This window comes from Albibacterium profundi, assembly GCF_042159835.1.
Classification (GTDB): Bacteria; Bacteroidota; Bacteroidia; order Sphingobacteriales; family Sphingobacteriaceae; genus Albibacterium; species Albibacterium profundi.
In genome coordinates, this window is sequence record NZ_JBBVGT010000003.1 from 633203 (window position 1) to 658197 (window position 24995).

Consider the following 24995-nt stretch of genomic DNA (forward strand, 5'->3'; position numbering starts at 1 on the left):
TCAATATTAAAGGTTCTGTTTCTTTAACTCACTTATAGCAAAGTCAACTGCCCGAGCCGTAAGTGCCATATAAGTGAGCGATGGGTTAACTGCTGCTGCAGATGTCATACAAGCGCCGTCGGTCACGAATACATTTAATGCATCCCAAACCTGGTTGTGTTTATTCAAAACAGAGGTTTTAGGATCATGTCCCATTCTGGCAGTTCCCATCTCGTGAATACCTTGGCCAAAGTAATAGCCTGAATCCCATGTGTGAACATCAACAGCACCTGATTTTTCAAGCATCTCCTTGGCCTCGGCTGTCATGTCTTTTCGCATTTTCAGCTCGTTCTCTCTCAGTTCGCAGTCCATTGCCAATACAGGTAAGCCCCACTTGTCTTTCTTTTCTTTATCTAAACTGATTTTATTGTCGTGATGTGGTAGAATCTCACCAAAGGCTGTAATACCGATGGACCAGTCGCCCGGTTCGCTTAGCGCATCTTTGAACTCCCCACCAATGTTTAGTTCTGCGATGTTTCGTGACCAGCCTGATCTACTAGCTGAGCCTTGATACCCAAATCCACGTAGGTAATCCCGTTTATCATCCCCGACGTTTTGGAAGCGAGGAATATAGATACCGTTCGGACGAGAGCCGTAATAGTATTTGTCATCAAAACCCTCTACTCGTCCACTCGCTCCTAAGCGGAAGTGATGATCCATTACATTATGTCCTAACTCACCACTGCTACTGCCAAGACCACCTTCCCAAACATCCGTTGCTGAGTTCATCAGCACCCAAGTCGAGTTAAACGCGGAAGCACACACGAAAATTACTTTTGCGTGATAGGTATAAGTTTGGTTGGTTTCCGCATCGATAATCTCCACTCCTGTTGCCTTCTTGGTATCCTTGTCATAAAGGATCTGAGTTACAATTGAAAACGGTCGAACGGTTAAATTTCCTGTTTTTGCCGCTGCAGGAAGGGTTGCAGAATTTGAACTGAAGTATCCTCCAAAATTACATCCTAACCAGCATTTGTTTTGGTATTGACAATTAGTACGATCGTGGTGCGGCTGAGTAATATTAGCTACGCGACCGATAATCATATGACGATTGTTATTGTACTGTTTCTTTAGACGCGCAGCGATATGTTTTTCAACAACATTCATCTCCATCGGAGGCATAAAATCTCCATCGGGCAATACAGATAACCCTTCTTTACTACCACTGATACCGGCGAAGCGCTCTGCATGGCTGTACCAGGGAGCAATGTCTTTATACCGAATGGGCCAGTCGATCGCAACTCCTTCTTTCGCATTTCCTTCGAAATCCAGATCACTCCAGCGATAACTTTGACGCCCCCAAGTTAGCGAGCGACCGCCTACTTGATAACCGCGGTACCAGTCGAAACGCTTGACTTCTGTATACGGACTTTCTTGTTCATTCACCCAGAATTTAAGATTCTTCTCGTTAAGAGGGTAATCTCTACTGAGAACTGGGTAGTTTTCAATCATCTCCTGGGTGCGTCCTCCGCGATGAGGGAACTCCCATGGGTCTTTCGTGTTGTTTTGGTAGTCTTTAATGTGTTCAACATTCCAGCCTCTTTCCAATACAATCGTTTTTAATCCCTTCTCCGTTAATTCTTTGGCAGCCCATCCGCCGCTGATTCCGGAGCCGATTACGATTGCATCATAAGTATTCTCTGCCATAATCTTGTTTTGTTTTGTTTAACTTGTTTTGTATTATTTACGAAGCCCGACTGCATGAATACATGAAGTCAACTTGCATTTTACTGCTCGAGCACTGGAGCTTCGGTCTTTTCGTTTTTGAAAGAAAATAAAAATATCAGAAACACGACGGCTGCGATACCTGCTGGTATTAGCCACACGCTGTGCCAAAACTCAGAAGTAGCAAGACCGCTATAATGTTCACTAACAAGGCCGGCAACTTGGAACCCGATCAATTGACCGATTCCATAGGTGGCGAGTGTAATTAAACCTTGAGCCGAGCTTTTATATTTTTCTCCTGCTTTTGAATCCGTATAGATCTGTCCTGACACGAAGAAAAAGTCATAGCAAATTCCATGTAATGCGATACCAATGATCAGCATGTAGGATAGTTCACCTACGTTGCCGTATGCAAACAGTACATAGCGTAATACCCAAGCGAGCATTCCGAGTAATATTGTGTTTTTAAATCCAAATCGTGTAAAAAATACAGGAAGCAATAATAGGAACAATGCTTCCGATATTTGCCCAATCGTCATCTTCCCTGTTGGGTTTTCCATACCTATTTCATGCAAGAACAAGTTTGCATTTTGGTAATAGAATGCCAATGGGATACATATGAGTATAGATGAAATAAAGAAAATAAAAAAGTTCCTATCTTTTAATAGCTTGATAGCGTCTAACCCTAATATATCAGAAATACTACTTTTTTCTCCGGTCGATTTTTTAATGGGAGGTGTTTTCGGTAAAGCAAAACTAAACAACCCTAGTATAAGTGAACCAATACCCGATAACAGGAAGGTATATTTTAACGCACCTGGCTGCGAATCCCACTGGAAAATATAACTAATGGCTAGGCCGGCTGCTATCCAACCAATGGTTCCCCATACGCGTATCGCTGAAAAGTTCTTCTCTGGATTGTCCATTTGGCGAAATGAGATGGAGTTAACCAATGCCAGCGTTGGCATGTAAATAATCATATAACCAAGCGCATATGGAAAGAAAACTGATACATCTGGCGCAGAATACATGAGGTACATCAGTAACGCACCAACAAGATGCAAAACTCCTAGTATACGCTCTGCGTTGAAGTATTTATCTGCAATGAGGCCGATAATAAAAGGGGCAATAATAGCTCCCCATGATTGTGTGGAAAAAACGTTTGCAGTTTCTGGTCCTGATGCCTGAAGATTTTGGCTCAGGAACGTTCCCAATGTTACAAACCAGCCTCCCCAAATAAAAAATTCAAGGAACATCATAAATGATAGTTTAAAGCGTATTCCAGCGTTCATATTTTATTTTTTTTGATTAAATGTTAATTACTCTAATAAATGTTATTGGTTTCGATACGACTAATGCACATTAAATGTAAGTGATTATTTTATGAAAACCTATACTCTTCTCGATTTTGTATTCGTCTTTAAAAACTGTCAATTTCCCGGTAAGCCTCTATGAGCTTGATTTCGCCTTCTTTTCCTGAGCCTGAAAGCCCATGTTCCATACCCATGATTCCGCGGAAACCTTTATCATAAACATGTTTCATCGCGTTCTTATAATTTATCTCACCGGTACCGGGTTCCTTACGTCCCGGATTATCCCCAATTTGAAAATACGCTATTTCATCCCAGCAACGATCAATGGTTTTTAATAGATCACCTTCATTTCTTTGCATGTGATAGAAATCGTATAGGATTTTACACGAAGGGCTATCTACAGCCTTGCATATCAAATAGGTTTCATCGGTTTTTTGTAGCAACAAATCGGGAGTGTCACTTAAGGTCTCAATTACCATAATAAGGCCTTCTGGTTCAAATATCTCCGCCGCATAACGCAGAGTATTGATAACATTGGATGTCTGGATACCTAAAGGCTGTGAACGATCAAAAAAGCCGGGTACAACCGTTAGCCATTTGGCATTGCAACGTTTAGCAGCTTCAACACAACGGTGACATGTTTCAATAAAGTGATCGTGGAATTCTTTTTTTCCGGTGGATAATGATGTTTTCCAGTTGTCTCCGCCGTCGACTACGAAAACGCCCATCGTCATTCCTAGCTGAGCTAGTTTGTTGCCAATTGCTTCTTGTTCCTCAACTGATCTGCCTAAATAGCCATTGTCTTCTATCGCACGAAAACCATGATCATACATAAACTGAATTTGATCGACAAACGATTTTCCAGCATGATTTTGGAATTGTCCCTGATGTGGTGCGTAATTCATTTTGAATGGCTGATTATTATTAGCACTTGAAACAGTTTTCTCTGCTCCGAACGCAGGGATGGTCGACCCTGAAACTACGGCGCCTGCGGCTAGTATGCTGTTTTGTATAAACTTACCTCTTTTCATATTATGATTAATTAGTTTTTAATAATTGCTTTAAACCCTTTGGTCATGGTATCTTGGACGATTCCATCTGATGTTCGGTAAACGATATAGGCATCAATGAATGGCCTGTTTCGCAGAAACCTAAGTGCTTCATTCATTCCCATAGCCATTAACGCATTATCGTATCCATCGGCTGTAATAGCATCCTTCGCTAACACGGTTATAGAAAGGATGTCAGACTCGATTGGGAAGCCTGTGGTCGGGTTTAATATATGAATATATTGTTTGTCGTCTTCGCGAACAAACTGATTGTAACCACCCGAAGTGGTGACTGCCATGTTCTCTAAATATATGCGGTGTTTGATGCCCACCTTGCTTATTCCTTTTTCTAAAGGGCCTTCAATTCCTATCATAAACTGCGAGTTGTCAGGTTTGCGACCTTCAGCTCTGATCTCTCCACCAAGTTCAATAAAAAAATTGCGGATACCATGTTCTTTTAGGAAATCCGCTAAAACGTCAACTGTATAACCTTGTGCGATTCCATTGACATTAATTTGTACGGCTGCTTGTTTTTTGACTAGGCGATTCCCTTCTAGTTTTAACTTGCCCATACCAACGAATGGCAATAGACTGTCAATCTTTTCTTTTGTTGGTAATGAATCTCTCCTAACTGCCGAAAAACCCCAAGCATCCAGTAGTGGTTCAACTGTAATATCAAAAATGCCTTTTGTATCTTTGCTGATTAAAAAAGCCTTCTGCAGTACATTTGAAAAATGTGCATCTAGTTTACCAGCTTTTGATGATTTGTTAAATTGTGTAATTAGGGAGTTGGGTACATAAAGCGACATAGAGTAGTCGATCTGCTCGAGGATGCTGTCGATCTGATATTTAGAGACTATTTCTTTAGAATGATAGTAAGAAACGTGATAGCTCGTCCCCTGTGCTCGCCCCCTTATCGTAAAATTATTTTGTCTTGCTTCTTGAAAGGACAAGAAAGCAAGACAAATAATGATTATCGGCGAAGAAATCAACAACCGCTTCACAGAGATCGCTTCTTAGATAACCTTTGTTTTTCCAGGTTGTGCGTACGGATATAGACCGTTTTCGTCCGGAAGTACTTTAGGCAAGGCATCCCAACTCAGCTCATCAGGCATTAGACTGATATCAGATGCTAATGCTTCATCCCATTTTAGAACTTTTCCTGAATATGTGGCTAGTCGGCCAATGATTCCAGTGAACGTACTTGTAGCTCCGTACTCAGCATCTTGGAATTTAAACTCTCCATTTGCAATTGCTTCGAACAGTTCATCATGTTCTGTTTGGTATGGGTTTCTATTATTTTTAGTAGGGTGGCTAAAAAGCTCTTTGCCGCTAGGATCCCATAGTACACCGCTGTTATTTGCTGAAAGATAAACTTTTCCTCCGGTGCCTTGGAACGTTTCATCCACACGGTTTGATGTACCTTCGAAGTGACGACATTGACTGTATATCACTGCTCCGTCACCATAGGTGAACTCAACAGCGTGATTGTCGTATATTTCACCATAATCTTCACCGGTTCGCCAAGCACGGCTACCTGTACCCTGTACAGAAACAGGGTGCCCGCCTAAAACCCAATTGGCTACATCAAGTTGATGTACATGCTGTTCCACGATATGATCTCCGCAGAGCCAATTAAAGTAATACCAATTACGCATTTGATACTCCATCTCTGTCTGTCCTTCTTCTCGTGGGTTTACCCAAACGCCACCAGAGTTCCAGTAAACTTGACCCGAATGGATTTTGCCGATATCTCCACCGTGGATTCGTTTAATTGTCTCGCGGTAATTGTCTTGATAACGACGTTGCAAACCAACAACCACATTTAACTTCTTTTTCTTCGCTTCTTCAGCTGTTGCCAATACTTTTCTGATACCCGGTGCATCAACAGCTACTGGTTTTTCTATAAAAGCATGCTTACCTTGCTTGATAGCTTCCTCGAAATGAACTGGACGGAACCCCGGAGGCGTAACTAAGAGTACCACATCTGCTAAAGGTATCGCTTTTTTATATCCGTCAAAACCAACGAATTGACGATCTTCCGGAACATCGACCTTATCCCCAAATTTTTGCTTCAATAGTTTATAACTATCATCTAAGCGGTTTTGGAAAGCATCTGCCATGGCAACTAATTTGATATTCTGCTTGGTGCTCAACGCTTGAACAGCAGCTCCGGTGCCGCGACTTCCGCAACCTATAAGGGCAATTTTAATTGTATCATCATTGGATGCAAAGACATTAGACATGGGTGCTGTACCAAGAGCAGCTGCTCCCGCAATCACGCTAGAAGACTTTAAAAAACTACGTCGATCTTGTTTCATTTTCTATTATTTAGTTTTATATAAGTTAATTAGTTTTAATCGCTTTCGGAATTTGTTAGTCTTTAAAAATCCGGGATTGGCTCCTTATTGTAATAAGCCTCAATTTCTTCTTTGCTTGGCTGAACCGAAGGTCGAACTAAACGGATACCGACAAAAGGAGCATCAGGTAGCCACCAGTTGCTTTTAGGTATTTGTGGATCAATTTGTTTCCATGATGGATCTGATGCTAATCGGGAAGCAGAACGAAGGTCCGTCGCTTCATCGAGATAGGAGCCTCCTCGAACGCTATGGGGATACAGAGTAATTGGTTCTGCTACTGGATTTATGTTTTCTTTTTCCGCAAATGCACTATAGTCTTCGTGATATTGATCATAGGTCCATTCGGCAACGTTTCCGTATATATCATGTAAGCCCCAAGGATTAGGCTCTTTTTGTCCTACTTCATGAGTTGTTTCCTCACTATTGTCAATAAACCAAGCGTAGTTTTTCAAGTCATCCTCTGTATTTCCAAAGAAATACTCCGTGCTAGCACCAGCACGCGCCGCGTACTCCCACTCAGCTTCGGTTGGCAAACGATAGAATACCCCAGTACGCGTATAAATCCATTTGCAGAACTGAATCGCATTATACTGAGTCATTGCTAGAGCAGGGTAATTGACCTTTCCCATGCCAAAAGTCATGTCCAGATAAGGTTTTGTCGGACGGGTTACTGCGTCAACCTCAGGAGAAATTGGTTCGGTGCTACTGCTCTCTTCGTAATCTTTATATAGAAAAGGCTCAAAGAGGTCCCAAGTAACCTCAAAGGTACTCATCCAAAAAGGATCCAGCTGAACTTTATGAACCGGCTTTTCATCCGATTCTCCATTTTCGCTCCCCATAAAGAAACTGCCGCCTGGGATGGCTTGCATAGTAAACGATAGGTTCGTTCCGTTTATTTCTTGGGTGTAATCTTCGAGTTTATTTGCTTTTTGCTGAGCTGTGCTTGTTTGTGTAATGAACGTTAATGTTAGTAACGGTATCAGTATATTATAACACTTCATGAATCTGAGTCGTGGTCTAAAATATTTAGAATATAAAAATCTAATTTAGCACGAATTCATCAAAAAGCAAATAAATCGAAGATATTTATGTATTATTTGTCGTTTGAATATGAATATGGAAATGAAGATTCTTTTGTACCTCTCGATTTATTAGCCTCGCTATCCATTGTGAAATCGATTGTCGCTCCGTCCATTAGATCGAAATGGCTAAACCAATTCTTCTCGTATTTGTTACCATCAACCTCGATAGCCTGGATGTATTTATTTGTTGCACTGTTGTCATCAGCATTTAATACAATCTTATTTCCATTTTCCAATGTAATCGTTGCTTTCTTAAATAGTGGTGCACCAATCACATACTGATTTACGGCAGGGGTCACTGGATAAAAGCCCAAAGCGGAAAACACATACCATGCGGATGTTTGTCCATTATCCTCATCACCACAATAACCGTCAGGCGTAGCACGATACATGCGATCTAGAACCTCACGTACCCAATATTGTGCCTTCCATGGTGTCCCAGCGTAGTTGTAGAGATAGATCATGTGCTGTATCGGCTGGTTGCCATGCGCATATTGTCCCATGTTTGCAATTTGCATCTCACGGATTTCATGGATGACACTGCCGTAATAGCTCTCATCAAAAATTGGAGGCAAGGTGAAGACTGAATCAAGTTTCTTTACAAATTCTTCTTTACCGCCCATCAATCCGATCAGTCCTTCTACATCGTGGAACACGGACCAGGTATAGTGCCAGCTGTTTCCTTCAGTAAAAGCATCACCCCATTTGAATGGATTGAATGGTTCCTGAAACGTGCCGTCTTCGTTTTTACCTCGCATCAATCCTGTAGTCGGATCAAACAGATTACGGAAATTTTGACTTCTTTTTTCATATAGTTCAATCTCCTTTTTAGGCTTATTTAAAACTTTAGCTAATTGATAAATTGCAAAATCATCATAAGCATATTCGAGCGTACGAGCAGCATTCTCATTGATGCCTACATCGTATGGAACATAGCCCAGTTCATTGTAATACGGCGCACCTCTCCTACCTACGGCATCCATTGGTCCTTCATTATTTGCACCGTGAATTAAAGCATCGTATAGGGTTTCAATATCGTAACCCCGAAGACCTTTTATGTACGCATCTGCGACAACAGAAGCGGAGTTATTACCGATCATGATATTTGCAAATCCAGGACTTGACCATTCTGGCAAAAAGCCACCTTCTTTGTAGGCATTGATAAGCCCTTCCTGCATTTCTTTGTTAATGGACGGGAATACCAAGTTTAGGAATGGATATAATGCTCTGAAAGTATCCCAAAACCCGGTACCAGCAAACATGTATCCTGGTAAAATCTCGCCATTGTACGGACTCCAGTGTACGATTTCGTCATTCTCGTTTATCTCGTATAATTTATTTGGAAAAAATAAGGTACGATACATGCTCGAGTAGAAAGTGCGAATCTGGTCAATTGTACCTCCCTCAACTTCAATTTTAGACAGACGATCATTCCAAAGGTTTTTGGCTTTTGACTTTGTCGCTTCAAAATCATCATTGGCTAATTCCCGTTTGAGGTTTAATTCAGCCTGATCAAAACTGATGAACGAGGATGCGACCTTAGCGTTTACCACCGCGTTTTTATCAGTCTTAAATCCGATAACCGCGATAGCATGTTCTGATTCGAGCTCCAATCTCCCGTCCTTATAAACACCCGTATCCGCAGTCCCTGTAAAATCGAAACTTTTGTCAAATTGGATAACGAAATAATTTTTAAAGTTTGTCAGTTTTCCCCGGCTGTATCGTGTTGTATAACCGATTACTTTATTTTCTTCAGGAATAACTTTCACATAAGATCCTCTATCGAATGCGTCAATAACTACGTAGGAATTATCTTCTTCCGGAAAGGTAAATCTAAATTGAGCAGCTCTTTCTGTAGGCGTTAATTCTGCGGTGACGTTGTGGTCTGCTAAATAAACGCTGTAATAATATGGTTTTGACACTTCCGATTTATGTGAAAACCAACTAGCACGGTCATCTTCAGTGAATTTTAAATCTCCTGTTACGGGCATAATTGCAAATTGTCCATAGTCATTCATCCATGGCGATGGTTGGTGTGTTTGTCTTAGGCCTCGGATTTTATCAGCAGTGTATTTGTAAATCCAGCCATCACCCATTTTTCCTGTTTGTGGAGTCCATAAATTCATGCCCCATGGAACGCCAACGGCGGGATAGGTATTCCCGTTGGATAATGAAGGCTTGGAATCGGTACCCATTAGTGGATTAACCCACTCCACGTGATCATTGACCTTATCAACGAATTGGGCTGATGCACCGAAACTTAGTAATAATAATAGGACTGTTGCGAAAGATTTCATTGTCTGCATAAGCGTTTTATTGAGGATTATAATTTTATACACCAAATATATTTTTTATAAAACGATTTAGCAAGAAATAGATAAAATTAAATACATGATAGAGTCTTTGAGAAATACAAGATAGAGTCTTTGAGGTAGAGTTTTGGATCACTGAACGTAACAAACGTACACACGAATTACGTTGCAAAAAAGAAAGGTTCCCAAACGGGGAGAATGGGAACCTTTACTAACCAATTATAAACCTAAATTATGATAGTACAAATATAGTGTACAATTTACACTTAACGAAGAGTTTTATGTAATATTTATATTGCAAATCGAGGATTACAGGTTCTATTTGTATGAAAAATATAAAACGGCACATATATTGTTTTCCAAAGGCAGCGAGAGAATCAAACAAAGGGAAATAAAAAATATGACGGACTTAAAAGTTCATATTGTTGAAGATCAGGTGATCATTGCCTATGATTTACAGGATATAATTGAGAACATGGGGCATCAAGTGAATAATATTTCATCCTCCGTGGACGAAGCTATATCAAAGATACATATGCGGACATCTGATTTGTTTATTGTAGATATAAACCTTCAAGGTGATAAAAAGGGATTCGAGCTAGGGAAATTTCTGGAAAAGTCTAAAAGACCGTTCATCTACATGTCGTCCGTGGATATCGCTGACCAGTCGGAACGGAATAGAGCCTGCGCATTTTTGTCAAAGCCATTTGACAAAAATGATGTTCAAAGAGCAATTGAAATTATATGTCGGAAAGTAGCTTAAAACCTATCAAGCCCTAAAAGGTTGCTACTTAATTCGCGATTTATACTAATAAAGCCAGGGTATTTAAAGAGTTTGTCCTTGATGACAATGGCCGGCTTAATTTTTAATGTAACCGATGCTTTCTTTTCATTGCCCCCCTGTGAAGCGAGAACAAAATTTTGTATATCATTTCTGATTGAGTCATTCTTGAGAAATTCGTAGATATTTGTATTAAACGCAAGCTCTACCTCCTGCTTGTCATTTGGTCGGATATTTATTTCTTGGTCAATCGTGCCTTCTGTAAAGCTATGATTGTTTACTAAAATCTCATAATCGAAATAGTTAATCGACGCTGCATTGTCCGTGGGGTTGTCAATCATAACATGCAGATTAGCTCGTAAGGGAATATTTTTGCTAAGGAAACCTAAAGCCAAGGATGGCATATTGGTCAATGTGAAATCACGGTCTTCAATGATTTTTTGAATATTTGTTCCCGAGATATAAATATCATCAACACGTGTAATCGTATACTTGCAATCGGCTAATGTTTTTATCTCTTTTGCTTGCTGTCCGATCGAGCATGCACATATCAATGTGGATAATATGAAGAAAAAAGCAATTTTGAGCGATCTTGTTAACTTTTTCATCCGTTTAAATTACAAGTAAATATATAAATCTTTTATTCATCATTTTTCAGATAGAAGATTTTCGAGTTTATTAATATAATCTATAGAAGGCTTGGTGGTGTATATTCCGGTTTGTTGACCAGCCCTCGCGCCTCTTATGAAAAAATAGATAACACCGCCGAAATCCCGATTATAATCAAAGTTACTTAATCTTTGCTGAAGATATTTTTTTAACGCGACAACATATATCAAATATTGCAAGTGATAGTTATTCTCGGTCATGATGTCGTTGAGTTGATTTTGCTCATAATGAATCAAGAAGTCGCCCAGAAAGTTAGACTTCCAGTCTAATATATAATAGCGATCGTTGTGCTGAAAAACCATATCAATTATACCGTTCATTACCCCTTCTAGCTGTTCTATACTTCTTACAACAAAAGCCCTCTCCTTTTCCGCTAACTGGTTTAATTGCAGTCCTAAAAAAGAGGACACATTAAAATTGAACTCCAATTCGTTTAATCGAGATTTCCATGCAATTTTAGAAAGTGTGAATACTTCGTCATCGATATTTACTGAGGAATTAACCACATGATAAACGAGCTCATTAACCATCGGTACAATGCTATCGTCGTGCTTAGGTAAATAACGTGCTAAAGATGCCTGAATTTGCTTTTCCCATGATGTATCGTTTGTAAAATCGATGTTTTCAAAAACGTCATGGAGGAAATTTCCGACTAAGCTTCCCTTGACTAATTGTTTAAAGATAAAATGATCATAACTATTGAGGTTGATTCGATCGTTTTCTCTTCGAATGTATTCCGGCTTTCTAGCGAGGAATGTATAACTCATTTTTACCCAATTTCTTTGCCTTAGTTCGAATTTGGAAACGGGAATAGGTGTACCCTGTATTGGAGGGGTGCCTCTTCCTGATTGATATATCATGTTCGTCTCTATTTCCAGTTGGTCTGCAAATTCAATAAGAGTGTGGGCTGATTCCTCCTTATGACTTCGTGCGGCTTCGATAAATGGCGTAAGCGAACTGTTTTTCGCACTGTGGTTATTTCTGAAAATATAACATTTATAAACAGCACGAGTAATCGCCACGTAGATCAGTCGTCTGTTTTCTTGTTCGATTTGGGTGAGTGCTTCGTCTCGTTGCTCGTCGTTTAATCGATGAGGCTGTGCAAAGATATATTCCTGATCAGATGCTGATTTTAAACTTATAAGCGACTTTCGTTCAAACGAAGCTTTCATATCAAGAAATGGTGCAAAAACAATATTATATTCCAGGCCTTTGCTTTTGTGGATAGTTACGATCTCCACAGCTTCTTCATCGCTTTCTATTCGTTGTTCGTATTCATCACCATCCATTTTCATTCCTTCACTGGCCATTTTCAACCAATTTAACAACTCCAAAGCGGATAGATTTTTTAGACTCTGTGTTTTATGAAGGATCTCGATAATTTGAAGGACGTTTGTCAGTGTACGCGCCCTATTGGTACTCAGCAGCGTTTCTTTGACGTTAAAGTCCTTTATAAATTTGGTCAAGGCTGAATAGGTACCAGACGTTTCCCATATTTGTTTCAATATCCCAAACTCGAGAAAGATTTCATCGTAGTTTAATTGCAGTAGATCATTGGTGTTGAAACCTGTAAGCGGATTAAGTAAGGCACGACTCACCGTATGTATATTAATGTCAACGAAAGCCCTTAGCAAATGATAGATGTATTGGGCCTCCCTTGTCATAAGAACTTTGTTCGTATCAATGGTAACCGCCGTAATTCCTAATTTACTTAGTTGCTTTTTCACGTTTAGACCTTCACTGTTTGATCGGACTAAAACCCCAATATCCGACGGTCGAATCCTCCGCTTAAGTCCGTCCTTATCAAGACTATAGTCCTTGTCAGTCAGCAGCAACAACACTTGATTGGCAAGTGTTTCTAGTATTTCTGCTTTATTAGCATTTGAAAATATCGTAATCCCGGCCTGTGCGGATTTTTGATATGACAGGTGGAGCTCCTTACCCGCTTTTGGCGCTTCCACGGGAATATACGAAATTCCGTCATCCTGACTTTTAAAATTAAATGTGTCAAAATCCTCAGTAGGTCTAAAGAATGAGTTCATAGACTCAATCAGCATGCGACCCGAACGGTAATTGACATTCATGCTGTAGCGATTATCTACTTCCCTGCCCGCTTTAAAGTATGTGTTAATATCAGCCTGTCGCCAAGCATATATTGATTGTTTAGGATCTCCAATATAAAAAACGACCGTCTGGTCGTCAAAGGCCTTATCAAATATTTCGTATTGAAATTTATCGGTGTCTTGGAATTCATCGATAAAAACGGCTTGATATTTTTCTCTAAGACCAGATTTTAGTTTTGAACTACCATTTGAGTTGATTGCTTGATACAGTCGCGTGATCAGGTCATCAAAAGAAAGGAGACCTTGGTCATCTTTGTAGCGTTTTATATTCGTCGAAATTTGTTCAATGGCCGTACAGTACAAGTGATCTGTTAATTCTTCAGTTAGTATTCTTTTTTCGTCATTTATTTTATCTATTAGCGCGAGTTTATCGATCCAATCTCCGAGTGTTTTGATCGCGTTAGCTTTTTCTTTTACCTCTGTAAGCTTCGTAAGAAAGTTATGAGGATCGTCGATAAGCGGCAATAAATTCTTCCGCGTATAGAAATTGCTATCACACTTGGCAAGTAACTCCAACCGGTTCGCAACTACTTCATCAATCAGCTGCGTCCAACTCGTGTCGAGTGTTTTATTCAACTCCCCCAGTCGCCCCAGTACCCGTATTTCGTCTTCTTGTGTAAACGAATGATTCGCGTTCTTATCATAAAAAAGGAAACGCTGGCCACCGAGCGACTTGTCAATTATTTCCGCGATTGAACTTCGGCTAAAATTCATCGGGATAATATTCTGTAATAGAATAGGATCTAGCGTAGTAATATTTTGTCGCCAAAAATCATCCACCTTTTCTTGTCGAATAGCCGTCATATCTTGCACCATTTCAGACTCAAAAAGCTGATGGGTTTCCAATGCAAACTCACCGAGTGTTAGTTGACAAAAACTATGGATAGTCATCACTGCAGTCTCGTCGAGGAGTAGTTTAGCTTCTTTTAATAATTCAAGCGTTTCCTTCCTCCCATTTTTGTCAATAGCTCTTGAAAGGATCGTTGTGAGTGTTGGGTCTTGGATAGTTGAATCTCCATTAGCTATTTTATACGCGTTTCGAACAAATAGTCGTATTCGTTCTTCCAATTCAGCAACCGCAGCTTTGGTGAATGTAACCATCAGTATTTTGTTGATACTGACTTTGTTCTCCAATATAAGACGAAGAGCGAGAATGGCTATTGAATAGGTTTTTCCGGTTCCTGCACTTGCTTCAATAAGGTTTCGCCCTTGAAGTGGAACAGATTGAACATCAAAGTGATGAAGATGCCTTGTTTCTGATTCAATATTGCTCATTGTCGTAGTATAGAATAAATATCAGAAAACACCTTATCCGTGGTTTCTAAATACTGTTCATAAATAGACTCTTTCTCAAATAAACCATCTAGATGTTCACGTTGAATATAGCTGTTGTATTGAGACAACTCCTCGATGTTTTTTTGAAAGTTTTGATGGTTTAATTTGGCCACTTTGACGGGATCATTCTCAAAACGTGGATGAAAAATCAGTAAGTTTTGATGACCGGTCTGATATAGTTCTAGCAAGGATGCCAATTTATCAAATGCTTCTGTCTCATCAATGGCGTCTTTAGGGAACCTAAATACTTCATTGTCTTCACTGTCGATTAAAATTCCATCTAGCGAGACTCCGCTAGCTTTGGCCAGCAAGTAATTAATATAAACATCAAGTAAGTAAGGATGTTTATTTTTAGAGAATGATACGCTGATGATTTTATCGCCGTATATGTTCTCAATCTGCCCATTAATCATCACACCGTTTACGTCTAATTGAATAGAAATGAAATCCGCATTGTATCCGGCTGTTAATTGATTTAATTTTTCTTTAGAAGGTCTTACTTTTTCGACTATTTCATTAATAGTGTATATAGCGTAATTTTTTAACGGTAAATAGCCTTTTCTGATACCTGTTTGAATATAGTCTGACAACTGATCGTCGTCAATAGTTAATAGATCATTCTTGACGTCCCATTGACCTAAAGAATCTAATTCAAACCACTCGCTCTCTCGTAGTAAGATATCATTTTCTTGATAGTTGATATTTAAGATGCGGTTATAATAGCATTTGAAAGGATCCTTGAAAAAACTAATGAACTCCCGGACTGTAACTTCGGAAAATTCGATTCTCTCGATATTATTCGCTGTATGACCGATGATGCTGTCTTTGCGACGATAAGCGTTGTTTTCAGAAGCAATATAATTTACTATTCGTGCAGGTTGCGTTGAGAAGTTATGTAAAGGATGGTTAATAATCAATGCATTACGAACAGCTTCTTCATTCTCATCCAATACACCACTTGTGATATAATCGATAAGTTCATCCACTAAAATGGAAGGTGGTAAAACAGTATTATCCTTTACATTTCTTCCGATAAAGCTTATAAATAAATGTTCTTGCGCGGATAAAATAGTTTCTAGAAAAAGGTGTTTATCATTGCCTTTAATATCTCTATCACCCTTTTTCGGCTTCTGTTGTATGAGGTTAAAGCCATTTTTTACTTCATTCCTTGGAAACTGACCAGCGTTCATTCCTAGTAACGCAACAACTTTAAAAGGAATACTTCGCATCGGAATTAAAGAACAGAAAGTAATTCCCCCCGACGCAAAATTATCTGAGCGACTTTCACCCGAGATTACATTTATCAGGTTGTGTTTAAATACGGTATAGCTAATCGTTTCATGCGTATCTAAAGCAACTAGGTTCAGTCGTTCAACGTATTGAAGCAATACCTGATAGTCTTGACTCTCATCTTCCTCGGGCAGATACATTAGATTATTGACGATGTTTATTATGTAATCGCCCCAGTCTGTCAGGTTTCTTTTTTTACGTTGTTGAGTTAAACTATCGATCAGTACGTTGACAAAATGAGTAAATCGGATTAACTCTTCCGCACTCTCCCCTTCAGCCAGATCGACCGGAAAGAAACAATTGCCATTTAAACAATATTCATCTTCCGAATACATACAAATACCATACATAATCCGATTCAACCCGTTTAGCCAGCTAACGTGAACGGTGTCGTTTTCGAGGTCACCTTTGATCCCCAATCTGATATTTGCTAAGTCGACCGCTCTCCTAATTAGGTTTATATCTCGTAACTGAAAGCGATTCTTTATATAATCCCAATCTAGTAATTGCAGAACATCCTCTGCATGCAAAGCATTAACGTCTAGCTCTAAGAAAGCATTAATAGCTCCAAAGAGACTATTTCCACGATCTAAGCGCTCATCTGCTATTGTAAAAGGAAATTGATAAGGTGCCGAGTTAAATATGGCTTTGATATAAGGACCATATAAGTCAATATCTGTAACCATCACTACGATATCCCGGGGAGAATATTGATTCGGATTCGTGTCTACCAAATGTGTCAAATAATTATAAAGGACCTCGACTTCCCGTATCGGCGTGTAACAGGAGTTAATTGATATTGACTCATCTAGTAGGTCGTTGATTTCTAATTTATTCCGATGGTCTTGAGTTGAGTTATGGTAAATATCATTCTGTAACTTACCTAGAAGCTTTACGGGTTGAGGCTCCAGACCATTGTCCAGGTAATGGTTAAAGAGAATATCGTCCTCTAAAAATAGGCTGAAGGTGTCCTGAATAACTTTACCCCAATTGGTAAGTAATGGATTTCCTTCGAGAGGAGCTTCATAAAGTTGCGGTTGAAGGCGATCTTTAATTCTCCATTTAGCGATATATTTCGCACTACGATCTTCAAACCAATAGATATCCGGAGCAGGGTTTATTAGGTTAAATGAGACATCAATATGCTGTGCTAATGCATGAAATATTTGAAGATGATAGGATGTAATAATTGAAATACCGAAAAAACTAATTAGTGGGATTCGCTCTTTTATTCGTTCACGATTTTGGAGGTCGTCCAACGCGGTAAGTATAAACTTGCCAATCCGCGTCTTATCCGGCATTTTATCCCCTACCTTTTCTAAACAAGATCGCCATAGATATCGCTGCCAGTTGGTTTCCCTTTCTCCTATGTCTCCTATTTCATTCCAGTCTTCAATCATCTCGGGACGATAGATCTGATACTGGTCGAATAAATCAGCTACTTTCTCAGCCATGGCAATACGTTTTACATCGCTGTTGATATAATATTCGCTGATGTGTCTGAATTTATTTTTAAAATGAGATTCGTCTAACACTTCATAGATGACCCACTGAAGGTTATGAGTACTCAGAACCTGATCATGAGGGCCGCCTAGTATATAATAGATATTTGTTATTAGATCATTCGGCTTCAAGAATTGGATATTCGCAGTGATACCCAATCTAGCTGCTATCTCTACTTTCAACCAATTGTTCATCCCGTCGGTCTGTGTTACAACATAATGGGGATGAAAAACAGTTGGGAGTGGTTTACGAAGACTTATAGCTAACTCGTCAACCAATTGGTATAAAGAATTCGACACGTTTAACTGCAAACTCATATCACGCTCATCTTAAATCGTTCACTTATTCCGGAGGTTCGTTTTACTTGGCGATCAGTTGTACTCTGTAAACCTTTTTCACTACTCTGAATGGTTACCCCTTTTTTAGCTCTCGTAATTGCAGTATATAATAGTTCTCGAGTCAGCAAGTTTAAATCATCTTTTTCGGGTAAAACAATTAAGATTTCACCATATTCGGATCCTTGACTTTTGTGGATAGTCATCGCAAATACTGTTTCGCAGTGTCCGATCAAGCTTGGTGCGATTGATTTTAGTCCGTCCCCGTCATCAAAAAAAGCAACGGCTTGTTGGTCTCTATTAAACCGGATAATGCCGATATCACCATTATATAAATCCAGGTTGTAGTAGTTGCTGGTGACGATTATCGGACGATTCTGATAAAACTCAATATGGGGGTATAGTAAGCCCATTCGTGCCAACATATCTTCTATGCGTCTGTTGATATGATACAGGCCTTGCTCTCCTTCGCGTATCGCACATAACACCCGAAATTCGTTGAACTTCTTGAGCGCCATTTTTATATTTTCTTCCTCAATAAAATCACGATAGCGCGCAACACACTGATTGAACAAAGCTTCTGAATAGGTTGTATCAATCTGTACCTGTTCCGACTTACCTAGATTTATATAACTTGTTAGCTGATTTACATCATTATTGATAATAGCTTTGCTCAGTTTCCCAATACCTTTATTACTATCGAAACGACGGCTTCGTTTTAATTCGATGATGTGGTTAGTCAACAATGTACTATCAACGACTTGAGTATCGTTTGTCGGAACTTTTTTTTGCGAGTCCTGGATTAAGGAATTTATAAGCTGTTTAATTTCAGGCGTTATCGCGTTGCTTTCAGTTTGTGTGAGGCACAGATCTCTAAAAAGACTCCCGGCTTCGACTGAAGCTAATTGATCTTTGTCTCCAAGTAGAATTAAACGCGTACCATCGCCTATTGCTAAAAGTAGCTTCGCAAAAAGTGTAACATCAATCATGGATGCCTCATCAATTATAACAACGTCATAAGGTAGGGTATTAGCTTCATTATAATAAAAATGATGCGTATTCGGTATGGTTTTCAGAAGCCTATGAATGGTTGTCGACTCAGCTCCTGATAAGGATTCTGCGAGTCTAGCAGCGGCTTTGCCCGTAGGCGCAGCTAATGCTACGTTTAGATCAGGATTTACCTTTCTTAATATACTCAATAATTTGGCTGTAGTTGTCGTTTTTCCAGTTCCAGGTCCTCCTGTTATAATAGTAAAATTGTTCAGCACTGCGAGTATACTTGCTGCTTGCTGCCAGTCAACCCGTTCTTCTAACGATAGATGCTCAACATTCTCTTTGCTATCGAAAAGCTCCCTGATATAGTCCTGCTGAGCCAGCAACTGCTCTTTTCTTTCGATAAACGCCTGTTCTTCATTTTCTAAAAAGCGTTTAATTCGTTTTAATATTAAGGTTTCATAAGCAAAATAGCGTTGAATATAAAAACGAGAATTATATAAGATAAAAGGTTGGCGATCTTCAAAGGACGTTCCCACAAGTTTTTCAGCAGACAGATCACGCTCTATATCAGCAACCCGCCGATAGTCAACTGGGAACTCGATGTCACCCGTAATGATTTCATTAAGATCTATGCAAATATGACCCTCACTCAGCTGCTTAGAAACGAGATAAGCAAATGGCTTTAGCTTTTCGCCTTCGAAAAAAGTGGCAAACTGTTCGTGAACATTGTTGATTGTGACCATATTTCCCTTGATCTACAAAACTAAGCAGTGGGCATTATGATATACTGGAAAGTTTACTGAGTTAGCAATAAAACATAACCTGTTGGCTTCTTTGTGGAGATCATTCGCGATTTCCACCATAGAAGATTCTGCTACGGTTACGACGGGTTGTAGTGTAACTTCGATAAATTGGCCGCTGCGATCTGATTTTTCCTCCATAATGCCCACAGCATTATCGTGATAATCAACTACGACAACACCTGCACTGGCACATAGGTCAAGGTACCATAACATATGACAACTTGAGAGAGAAGCAACTAATAGCTCTTCAGGGTTATGTTTATTTTTATCTCCCCTAAAACTTGGATCAGAGGAGCCCAAAATATCGGGTTTGTTTGCAGATACGATACGATGATCCCGACCATACAGTCGTGAATCGAATGTTCCATGGCCTTTATTACCTGTCCACCTAATGGTGAGATTATATTTGTGGTGCTTGTTCATAACGGGAATGTGAATAGCCTACAAGTTACAAAAATATTTCAGAGAAACTTACGGTATTCCGTTTAAATCTCGCCGTCAAAGTACCTGAATAGTGAAGGCGGACGTTCGTCGTAAAGAGCAAGTTCAGGCTCTTCTGTTACGCCATTTTCAATACTTATTGAGGCCATTTCCATTCTCAGTGTAGAGATCTGATTTAAAAAGGCATTTTTATGTTTATCTTCAATGGGTGTTGCTGCTTTAAAATCTTGGCGTAGCGGATCTACTTGTTGTCCATTCTTCCAGAATCGATAGCAAACATGTGGTCCGGTGGCTAATCCAGTACTACCAACATATCCAATAACTTGCCCTTGTTTTATTCTTTGTCCTCTCTTCGCCGCTCTTTTGCTCATGTGGAGATACTGTGTCGTATAGGTGTTATTGTGTTTAATTTTCACGTAGTTACCGTTACCTCTGGTATAACCGGATGCGATAACAACACCGTCAGCGGTTGAGACTATCGGGGTTCCATGAGGAGCTGCGAAATCTGTTCCTAAGTGGGCTTTCCAGACTTTCTGAACCGGATGAAGACGTCTTTTAGAATAGCGAGAGCTTATCCGGCTAAATTTTAAGGGAGCCTTTAAAAACGTTCTACGCAAGCTATTACCTTCTTCGTCGTAATATTCACCATCGCTAAGACTATCGGGCTGAAAATAGTGTGCTTGAAATTCTTTGCCGTTATGATTAAATATTGCCGAAAGGATTTTGCTTGTCCCATAAGGTTCCCCTTCAACGTATTGACGTTCATAACGGATTTTAAACCAATCACCTTCTTTTATCGAATAGAAATTAACGACACCGCCGAATATTTTGGACAAGTAAACTGCCAAATCCGGATCGCCGCCATTTTCATTAAGCGCTTCGTATAGCGAACTTGTAATGGTACCTCCGATATCTTCGATTTTAGTTTCAGATTCTTTTTGGTGTGCCTCGATAAAGATCGAATCGCGCAGGTCATAAACGATAAACTCCGCTGGATTTGGTTCGTAAATAAAATAGGCTAATTTTTTATTATCTGACTTCTCAGTAAAGACTGTATAGGGTTTACCAACCCTCATAGAGCGGACGTCGAAAATTGGTTTGGATTTTTCTACAATTGTAGCAATCGTAAGCGGGTCAACGTCATATCGTGACAGAATCGTAGATAAAAATTCATTCCTTTTAATATTGCTTTCCTCGGTATTGTATGTAGTAATCTCAATTCCATATTTAAACTCTGGCACAAAGTTTGAACTTGTTGATTCAGCAGTATTGATCTTATCATTGATAGTCGGACTATCAGTTTTTTCATTATTGAATGCGGAAAAAGAAAGAAAGGCTACCAGTAAGCCTATTGATAAGAGCACGAGAACTCTTGCTGCATTTGCGTTGATATTCATCGATATTTAATATCTATGATTAAATGGTTTTCGTTAGTTGTGTTTTTTTCAAACGTCTAATTTCATAAATCATTCTTATAATTACAAGAATGATCGTGTTTTATTATGTATTAATTGGCTTTGCGTCCTTGACGGCTAATTCTGGCGTGGTTTTAGCTTTGTTTTGCATTAACTTTGATAGCTATAAAAGGCAGTTTAGCTTTGCTTATGAAACAATCTTACAATTTTGCACCGAGACTATGGGTGCTTTCCCTCGGTATCCTCTGCTTTATGCCAACTTTTTTATATGGCCAGGCAACATATCAACCCTATAATTATCACTTTTATCAGAAACTGAATCGAACTCAGTATAGTCTCGATACTAGGCAGCATACGGCTTTGAAGCCGTATATTATAGATTCAGTGATAGAACCGACCTGGGATTCACTTATGAACAGTCAAGCTTCTGACGGTAGTTCGTGGTTGGAGACGAAATTGTTTAACGAACACCTTATCAATGTTAAGAATGATGGCAATGTTTTTTATGCGGACATCCTGCCCGATTTATATCTGGGGCGCGATTTTGCTGGCGGTGGAAAAAATTTATTTTTGCGAACTGTCGGGGTCCAAATAGGTGGCTCAGTTGACAATCAATTCTCATACTATCTTAGTGCATATAACAACAGAGCAGCGTTCCCGAATTATGTGAACGATTTTGTCGACCGATATGAAGTTGTACCGGGTCAAACTTTAGGAGATGTGAGTGAGCGGATACAAGACTGGAATTATGTGACCGCTAACCTGTCTTATACACCCAGCAAATACATCAACATCAGTCTGGCTTATGACAAAACTTTTATTGGTGACGGTTATCGTTCCATGTTATTATCTGATGTCGCCTCTAACTACACTTCTTTGAAATTGACTGGAAATTTGGGCAACGTTCAATACATGACGATGTGGGCATACATGATTGATCCCTTAGCACCGCAGTTGCTTCAGGATAAGACACGGGGTAAATGGGGGACTTTTCAATATCTCGATTGGAACGTGACCAATAGATTTTCAATAGGCTTGTTCCAGTCCATTATATGGGCCAATCGTACGGAAACCGACGGTCATCGTGGGTTCGAGCCTGCATATTTAAATCCAATCATTTTCCTTAGACCGATCGAATCTTCAGATCCTGGTTCTCCTGATAAAATGCATCTAGGATTAAACACTAAATATAAACTTCAAAACAACCTAACAGCCTATGGACAATTCCTGCTTGGTGAGTTCACGGCGAAAGAGTTCTTCGCTGGCGATGGGTATGCACATAATAAGTGGGGTGCTCAGATTGGTTTACGCGGCTTTGATATATTTGGGGTTCAAAACCTAAATTTCTTGAGCGAGTTGAATATGGCGCGTCCGTACACCTACACCCACTTCGATCCTATCAGCAATTACAGCCATTTTTCTCAACCGCTCGCCCACCCGATGGGAGCAAATTTCAGAGAGTTCGTAGGTATTGTTAATTACTCCTATAATCGCTTTGATATATCGCTACAAGGAAACTATTCTGTTTATGGTTTAGATGAAAGCGATGATGTTAACCGCGGTAAAGATATTTTTAAATCATACCGAAGCATTGAAAATATGTATGGTAATAAAATTGGACAAGGATTGAAAACGAATCTAGGTTATTTAGACGGACGTATCTCCTATCTATTTAATCCTAAATACAATTTACGTTTAGAACTGGGTGGTGTACTACGACGAGAATCTAATGAGTTAGGTCGGAATACAACGGCTATGGTCACTTTCGGTCTTCGATCATCGTTCAGAAACCTTTACTATGACTTTTAAAAATCATAGTAAAGGTTTCTGAAGGAAGCCCGCAATCCCAATGTAAGCATTCCCGTATTTTTGGTCCATTCTTTATTACTTTCTCGCCTAAATACAGCGCCGGCTTCAAGCCTAAGATTATATCTAGGATTCAGAATATAGGCTACTCGACCGTCTAGATATGCCAAGTTAGTTTTCAAGCCTTGGCCGATGCTAGCTCCTTGGTCATAGGGTTCATAGTATGGTTTGAATATATCTTTCCCGTAATTATCAGTCGAGTTGGGATCCAAGCCATATGTTCCGTAATTCCCTTGGAGTGAAAAATCGAATTTTTGAAAGGAGTAATTTACAATCCCTACAAACTCATTGAAGTTAGCACCAAAAGGATGAGCCAACGGTTGATGATAGTTGCTGTAACTTGTTAATGGGTCTCCGTCAGTGTAAGTATACGGCTGTGCCATATTAAACTCACCTAAGAAATTCAAGTTTCGTATTCCAAATGCATCAAAACCTCTGATACCAATCTGAGCGCCGATGTTTTTGCTTAGTAAAACTTGACCATATAAAGATGCTTTATCTAATACCTTGTATTTAGCATTGACTCCCACTTGTATCATATTGGATTCCCCTTCTGGCAATGCCAAACCTGAAGAATCTGGCATATAATATATGGATGAACGATTACCCCACATAAAGGAATGAAAAATACCTAATGATAGTTCCTTCGTCGCGTTCCAATCTATATACTGAAATGCACCATATTTTCTCAGGCTTCTACTACGGCTAAACTCTTCGTTTTCCGTCTCTCTAGGGCTAAGCATATACGACCAAATACTCAATATGCTCACATCTCCGAATGTACCGTTAAATTTAAAGGATGTTTTATTGGACGACACATCAGACAATAACATAGATCGGTATCCATCACCGATAAAGTCTTTACCGTAAGCCAACGATAGATTAATATTTTTAACCGGAGCGTAAGATACAATTGCAGATACGTAAGCCCAATCTTGGGTTTCCTTTCCTATCTTTCCGTACATCTGACCGGGAACAACTCGATTAGTATTTATAAAATCGTCAACATAGTCGGGAAATACCGCTTGGTTTTCGTAACCACTCGTATAGAAGAAAAACTTATCCGTTATCGTCCCCCCTGCTTGGAATCCCCGCGTATTCAACCAGGTTGTCTTACCATTACCAGCGAAGTCTCTTCCAACCTGGAAATCGGGTATAAAATCCGCGTAGAATGTGTAATCATCTTTTTGAATGTCAATTAAATGTTCATTCCAAAGTTTCCTTCCCCCCCATGTACTTCGCTCAGTATAGCCTACGTTCATCAGAGAGTCGTATAATAGTTCTGTTTCTGCATCAAGCACCATCGGCTTGATAGCTGTGTGTTGATTAGAATTTTTATTATAGAGAGAGCGGTTCAACTTCTGATAAAAATGGTAAGAATAAGGTTGATATGTCATTTGAGCTCTGGCTGAGTCGATTGTTGACATAAGAGCAACGATAACGAAAGTAAGTGTCAGCGTATAAATGTATTTATGTTTCATAAGCACGTCCGAAAACCTAATGGAGCTACAATTGTAATGGCTATCCTAGCGAAAATCACGCCAATTTTGATTGGGAATATTATATATAATACATAAAAGCATTTAGACATAAAACAAAAAACATATTTTTGTGGTAA

The 24995-nt window shown here is 39.5% G+C and carries 16 protein-coding genes; 2 read left to right on the top strand and 14 right to left on the bottom strand.

Annotated features, from left to right (window positions below):
• Positions 1 to 6 precede the first annotated feature (6 nt).
• The 7 genes from WKR92_RS14170 to WKR92_RS14200 form a co-directional block, all read right to left on the bottom strand.
• Complete coding sequence (locus tag WKR92_RS14170) at positions 7 to 1686, bottom strand: GMC oxidoreductase (protein WP_375558496.1); 1680 nt, start codon at positions 1684 to 1686, stop codon at positions 7 to 9.
• An 80-nt stretch (positions 1687 to 1766) separates the two neighbouring features.
• Positions 1767 to 2996 carry a nucleoside permease gene (locus tag WKR92_RS14175; RefSeq protein WP_375558497.1) on the bottom strand — a complete coding sequence of 410 codons (1230 nt, stop codon included), beginning with the start codon at positions 2994 to 2996 and terminating at the stop codon, positions 1767 to 1769.
• Positions 2997 to 3124: 128 nt separating this feature from the next.
• The gene (locus WKR92_RS14180; protein WP_375558498.1) at positions 3125 to 4048 is read right to left on the bottom strand and encodes a hydroxypyruvate isomerase family protein; all 924 of its coding nucleotides are present in this window, start codon (positions 4046 to 4048) and stop codon (positions 3125 to 3127) included.
• An 11-nt stretch (positions 4049 to 4059) separates the two neighbouring features.
• Positions 4060 to 5070 (bottom strand): FAD:protein FMN transferase, encoded by a 1011-nt coding sequence (locus WKR92_RS14185; RefSeq protein WP_375558499.1) that lies wholly within the window; start codon positions 5068 to 5070, stop codon positions 4060 to 4062.
• 12 nt (positions 5071 to 5082) lie between these two features.
• A complete protein-coding gene (locus tag WKR92_RS14190) occupies positions 5083 to 6387 on the bottom strand; it encodes a Gfo/Idh/MocA family oxidoreductase (protein ID WP_375558500.1) in 1305 nt (434 codons plus the stop codon).
• A 62-nt stretch (positions 6388 to 6449) separates the two neighbouring features.
• Positions 6450 to 7427: a formylglycine-generating enzyme family protein gene (locus tag WKR92_RS14195; RefSeq protein WP_375558501.1), complete on the bottom strand. Its 978-nt coding sequence runs from the start codon at positions 7425 to 7427 to the stop codon at positions 6450 to 6452.
• Positions 7428 to 7519: 92 nt separating this feature from the next.
• Positions 7520 to 9805: a GH92 family glycosyl hydrolase gene (locus tag WKR92_RS14200; protein ID WP_375558502.1), complete on the bottom strand. Its 2286-nt coding sequence runs from the start codon at positions 9803 to 9805 to the stop codon at positions 7520 to 7522.
• Positions 9806 to 10220: 415 nt separating this feature from the next.
• Here WKR92_RS14200 and WKR92_RS14205 point away from each other — a divergent pair, with 415 nt between their 5' ends.
• Positions 10221 to 10583, top strand: a complete 363-nt coding sequence (locus tag WKR92_RS14205; RefSeq protein WP_375558503.1) for a response regulator — start codon at positions 10221 to 10223, stop codon at positions 10581 to 10583.
• Here WKR92_RS14205 and WKR92_RS14210 read toward each other — a convergent pair.
• The 6 genes from WKR92_RS14210 to WKR92_RS14235 form a co-directional block, all read right to left on the bottom strand.
• Entirely contained in the window at positions 10580 to 11209 is a 630-nt protein-coding gene (locus tag WKR92_RS14210; protein ID WP_375558504.1) for a hypothetical protein, read from the bottom strand. The two genes, WKR92_RS14205 and WKR92_RS14210, sit on opposite strands and share 4 nt — an antisense overlap.
• A gap of 39 nt (positions 11210 to 11248) precedes the next feature.
• Positions 11249 to 14668, bottom strand: coding sequence for an exodeoxyribonuclease V subunit beta (gene recB / locus WKR92_RS14215; RefSeq protein ID WP_375558505.1), 3420 nt, complete (start codon positions 14666 to 14668; stop codon positions 11249 to 11251).
• Complete coding sequence (gene recC, locus WKR92_RS14220) at positions 14665 to 17838, bottom strand: exodeoxyribonuclease V subunit gamma (RefSeq protein ID WP_375558506.1); 3174 nt, start codon at positions 17836 to 17838, stop codon at positions 14665 to 14667. Before recC ends, recB begins: the two co-directional genes overlap by 4 nt.
• Positions 17835 to 19595, bottom strand: coding sequence for an exodeoxyribonuclease V subunit alpha (recD, locus tag WKR92_RS14225; protein ID WP_375558507.1), 1761 nt, complete (start codon positions 19593 to 19595; stop codon positions 17835 to 17837). Before recD ends, recC begins: the two co-directional genes overlap by 4 nt.
• A 12-nt stretch (positions 19596 to 19607) precedes the next feature.
• Positions 19608 to 20078 (bottom strand): OsmC family protein, encoded by a 471-nt coding sequence (locus WKR92_RS14230; RefSeq protein ID WP_375558508.1) that lies wholly within the window; start codon positions 20076 to 20078, stop codon positions 19608 to 19610.
• Between the two features lie 62 nt (positions 20079 to 20140).
• Positions 20141 to 21493: a M23 family metallopeptidase gene (locus tag WKR92_RS14235; RefSeq protein WP_375558509.1), complete on the bottom strand. Its 1353-nt coding sequence runs from the start codon at positions 21491 to 21493 to the stop codon at positions 20141 to 20143.
• A gap of 207 nt (positions 21494 to 21700) precedes the next feature.
• Here WKR92_RS14235 and WKR92_RS14240 point away from each other — a divergent pair, with 207 nt between their 5' ends.
• Positions 21701 to 23320 (top strand): gliding motility protein RemB, encoded by a 1620-nt coding sequence (locus tag WKR92_RS14240; protein WP_375558510.1) that lies wholly within the window; start codon positions 21701 to 21703, stop codon positions 23318 to 23320.
• On the opposite strand, the gene WKR92_RS14245 is transcribed toward WKR92_RS14240, so the two are convergent.
• A complete protein-coding gene (locus tag WKR92_RS14245) occupies positions 23317 to 24858 on the bottom strand; it encodes a gliding motility protein RemB (RefSeq protein WP_375558511.1) in 1542 nt (513 codons plus the stop codon). The genes WKR92_RS14240 and WKR92_RS14245 overlap by 4 nt on opposite strands.
• Positions 24859 to 24995: the final 137 nt, after the last annotated feature.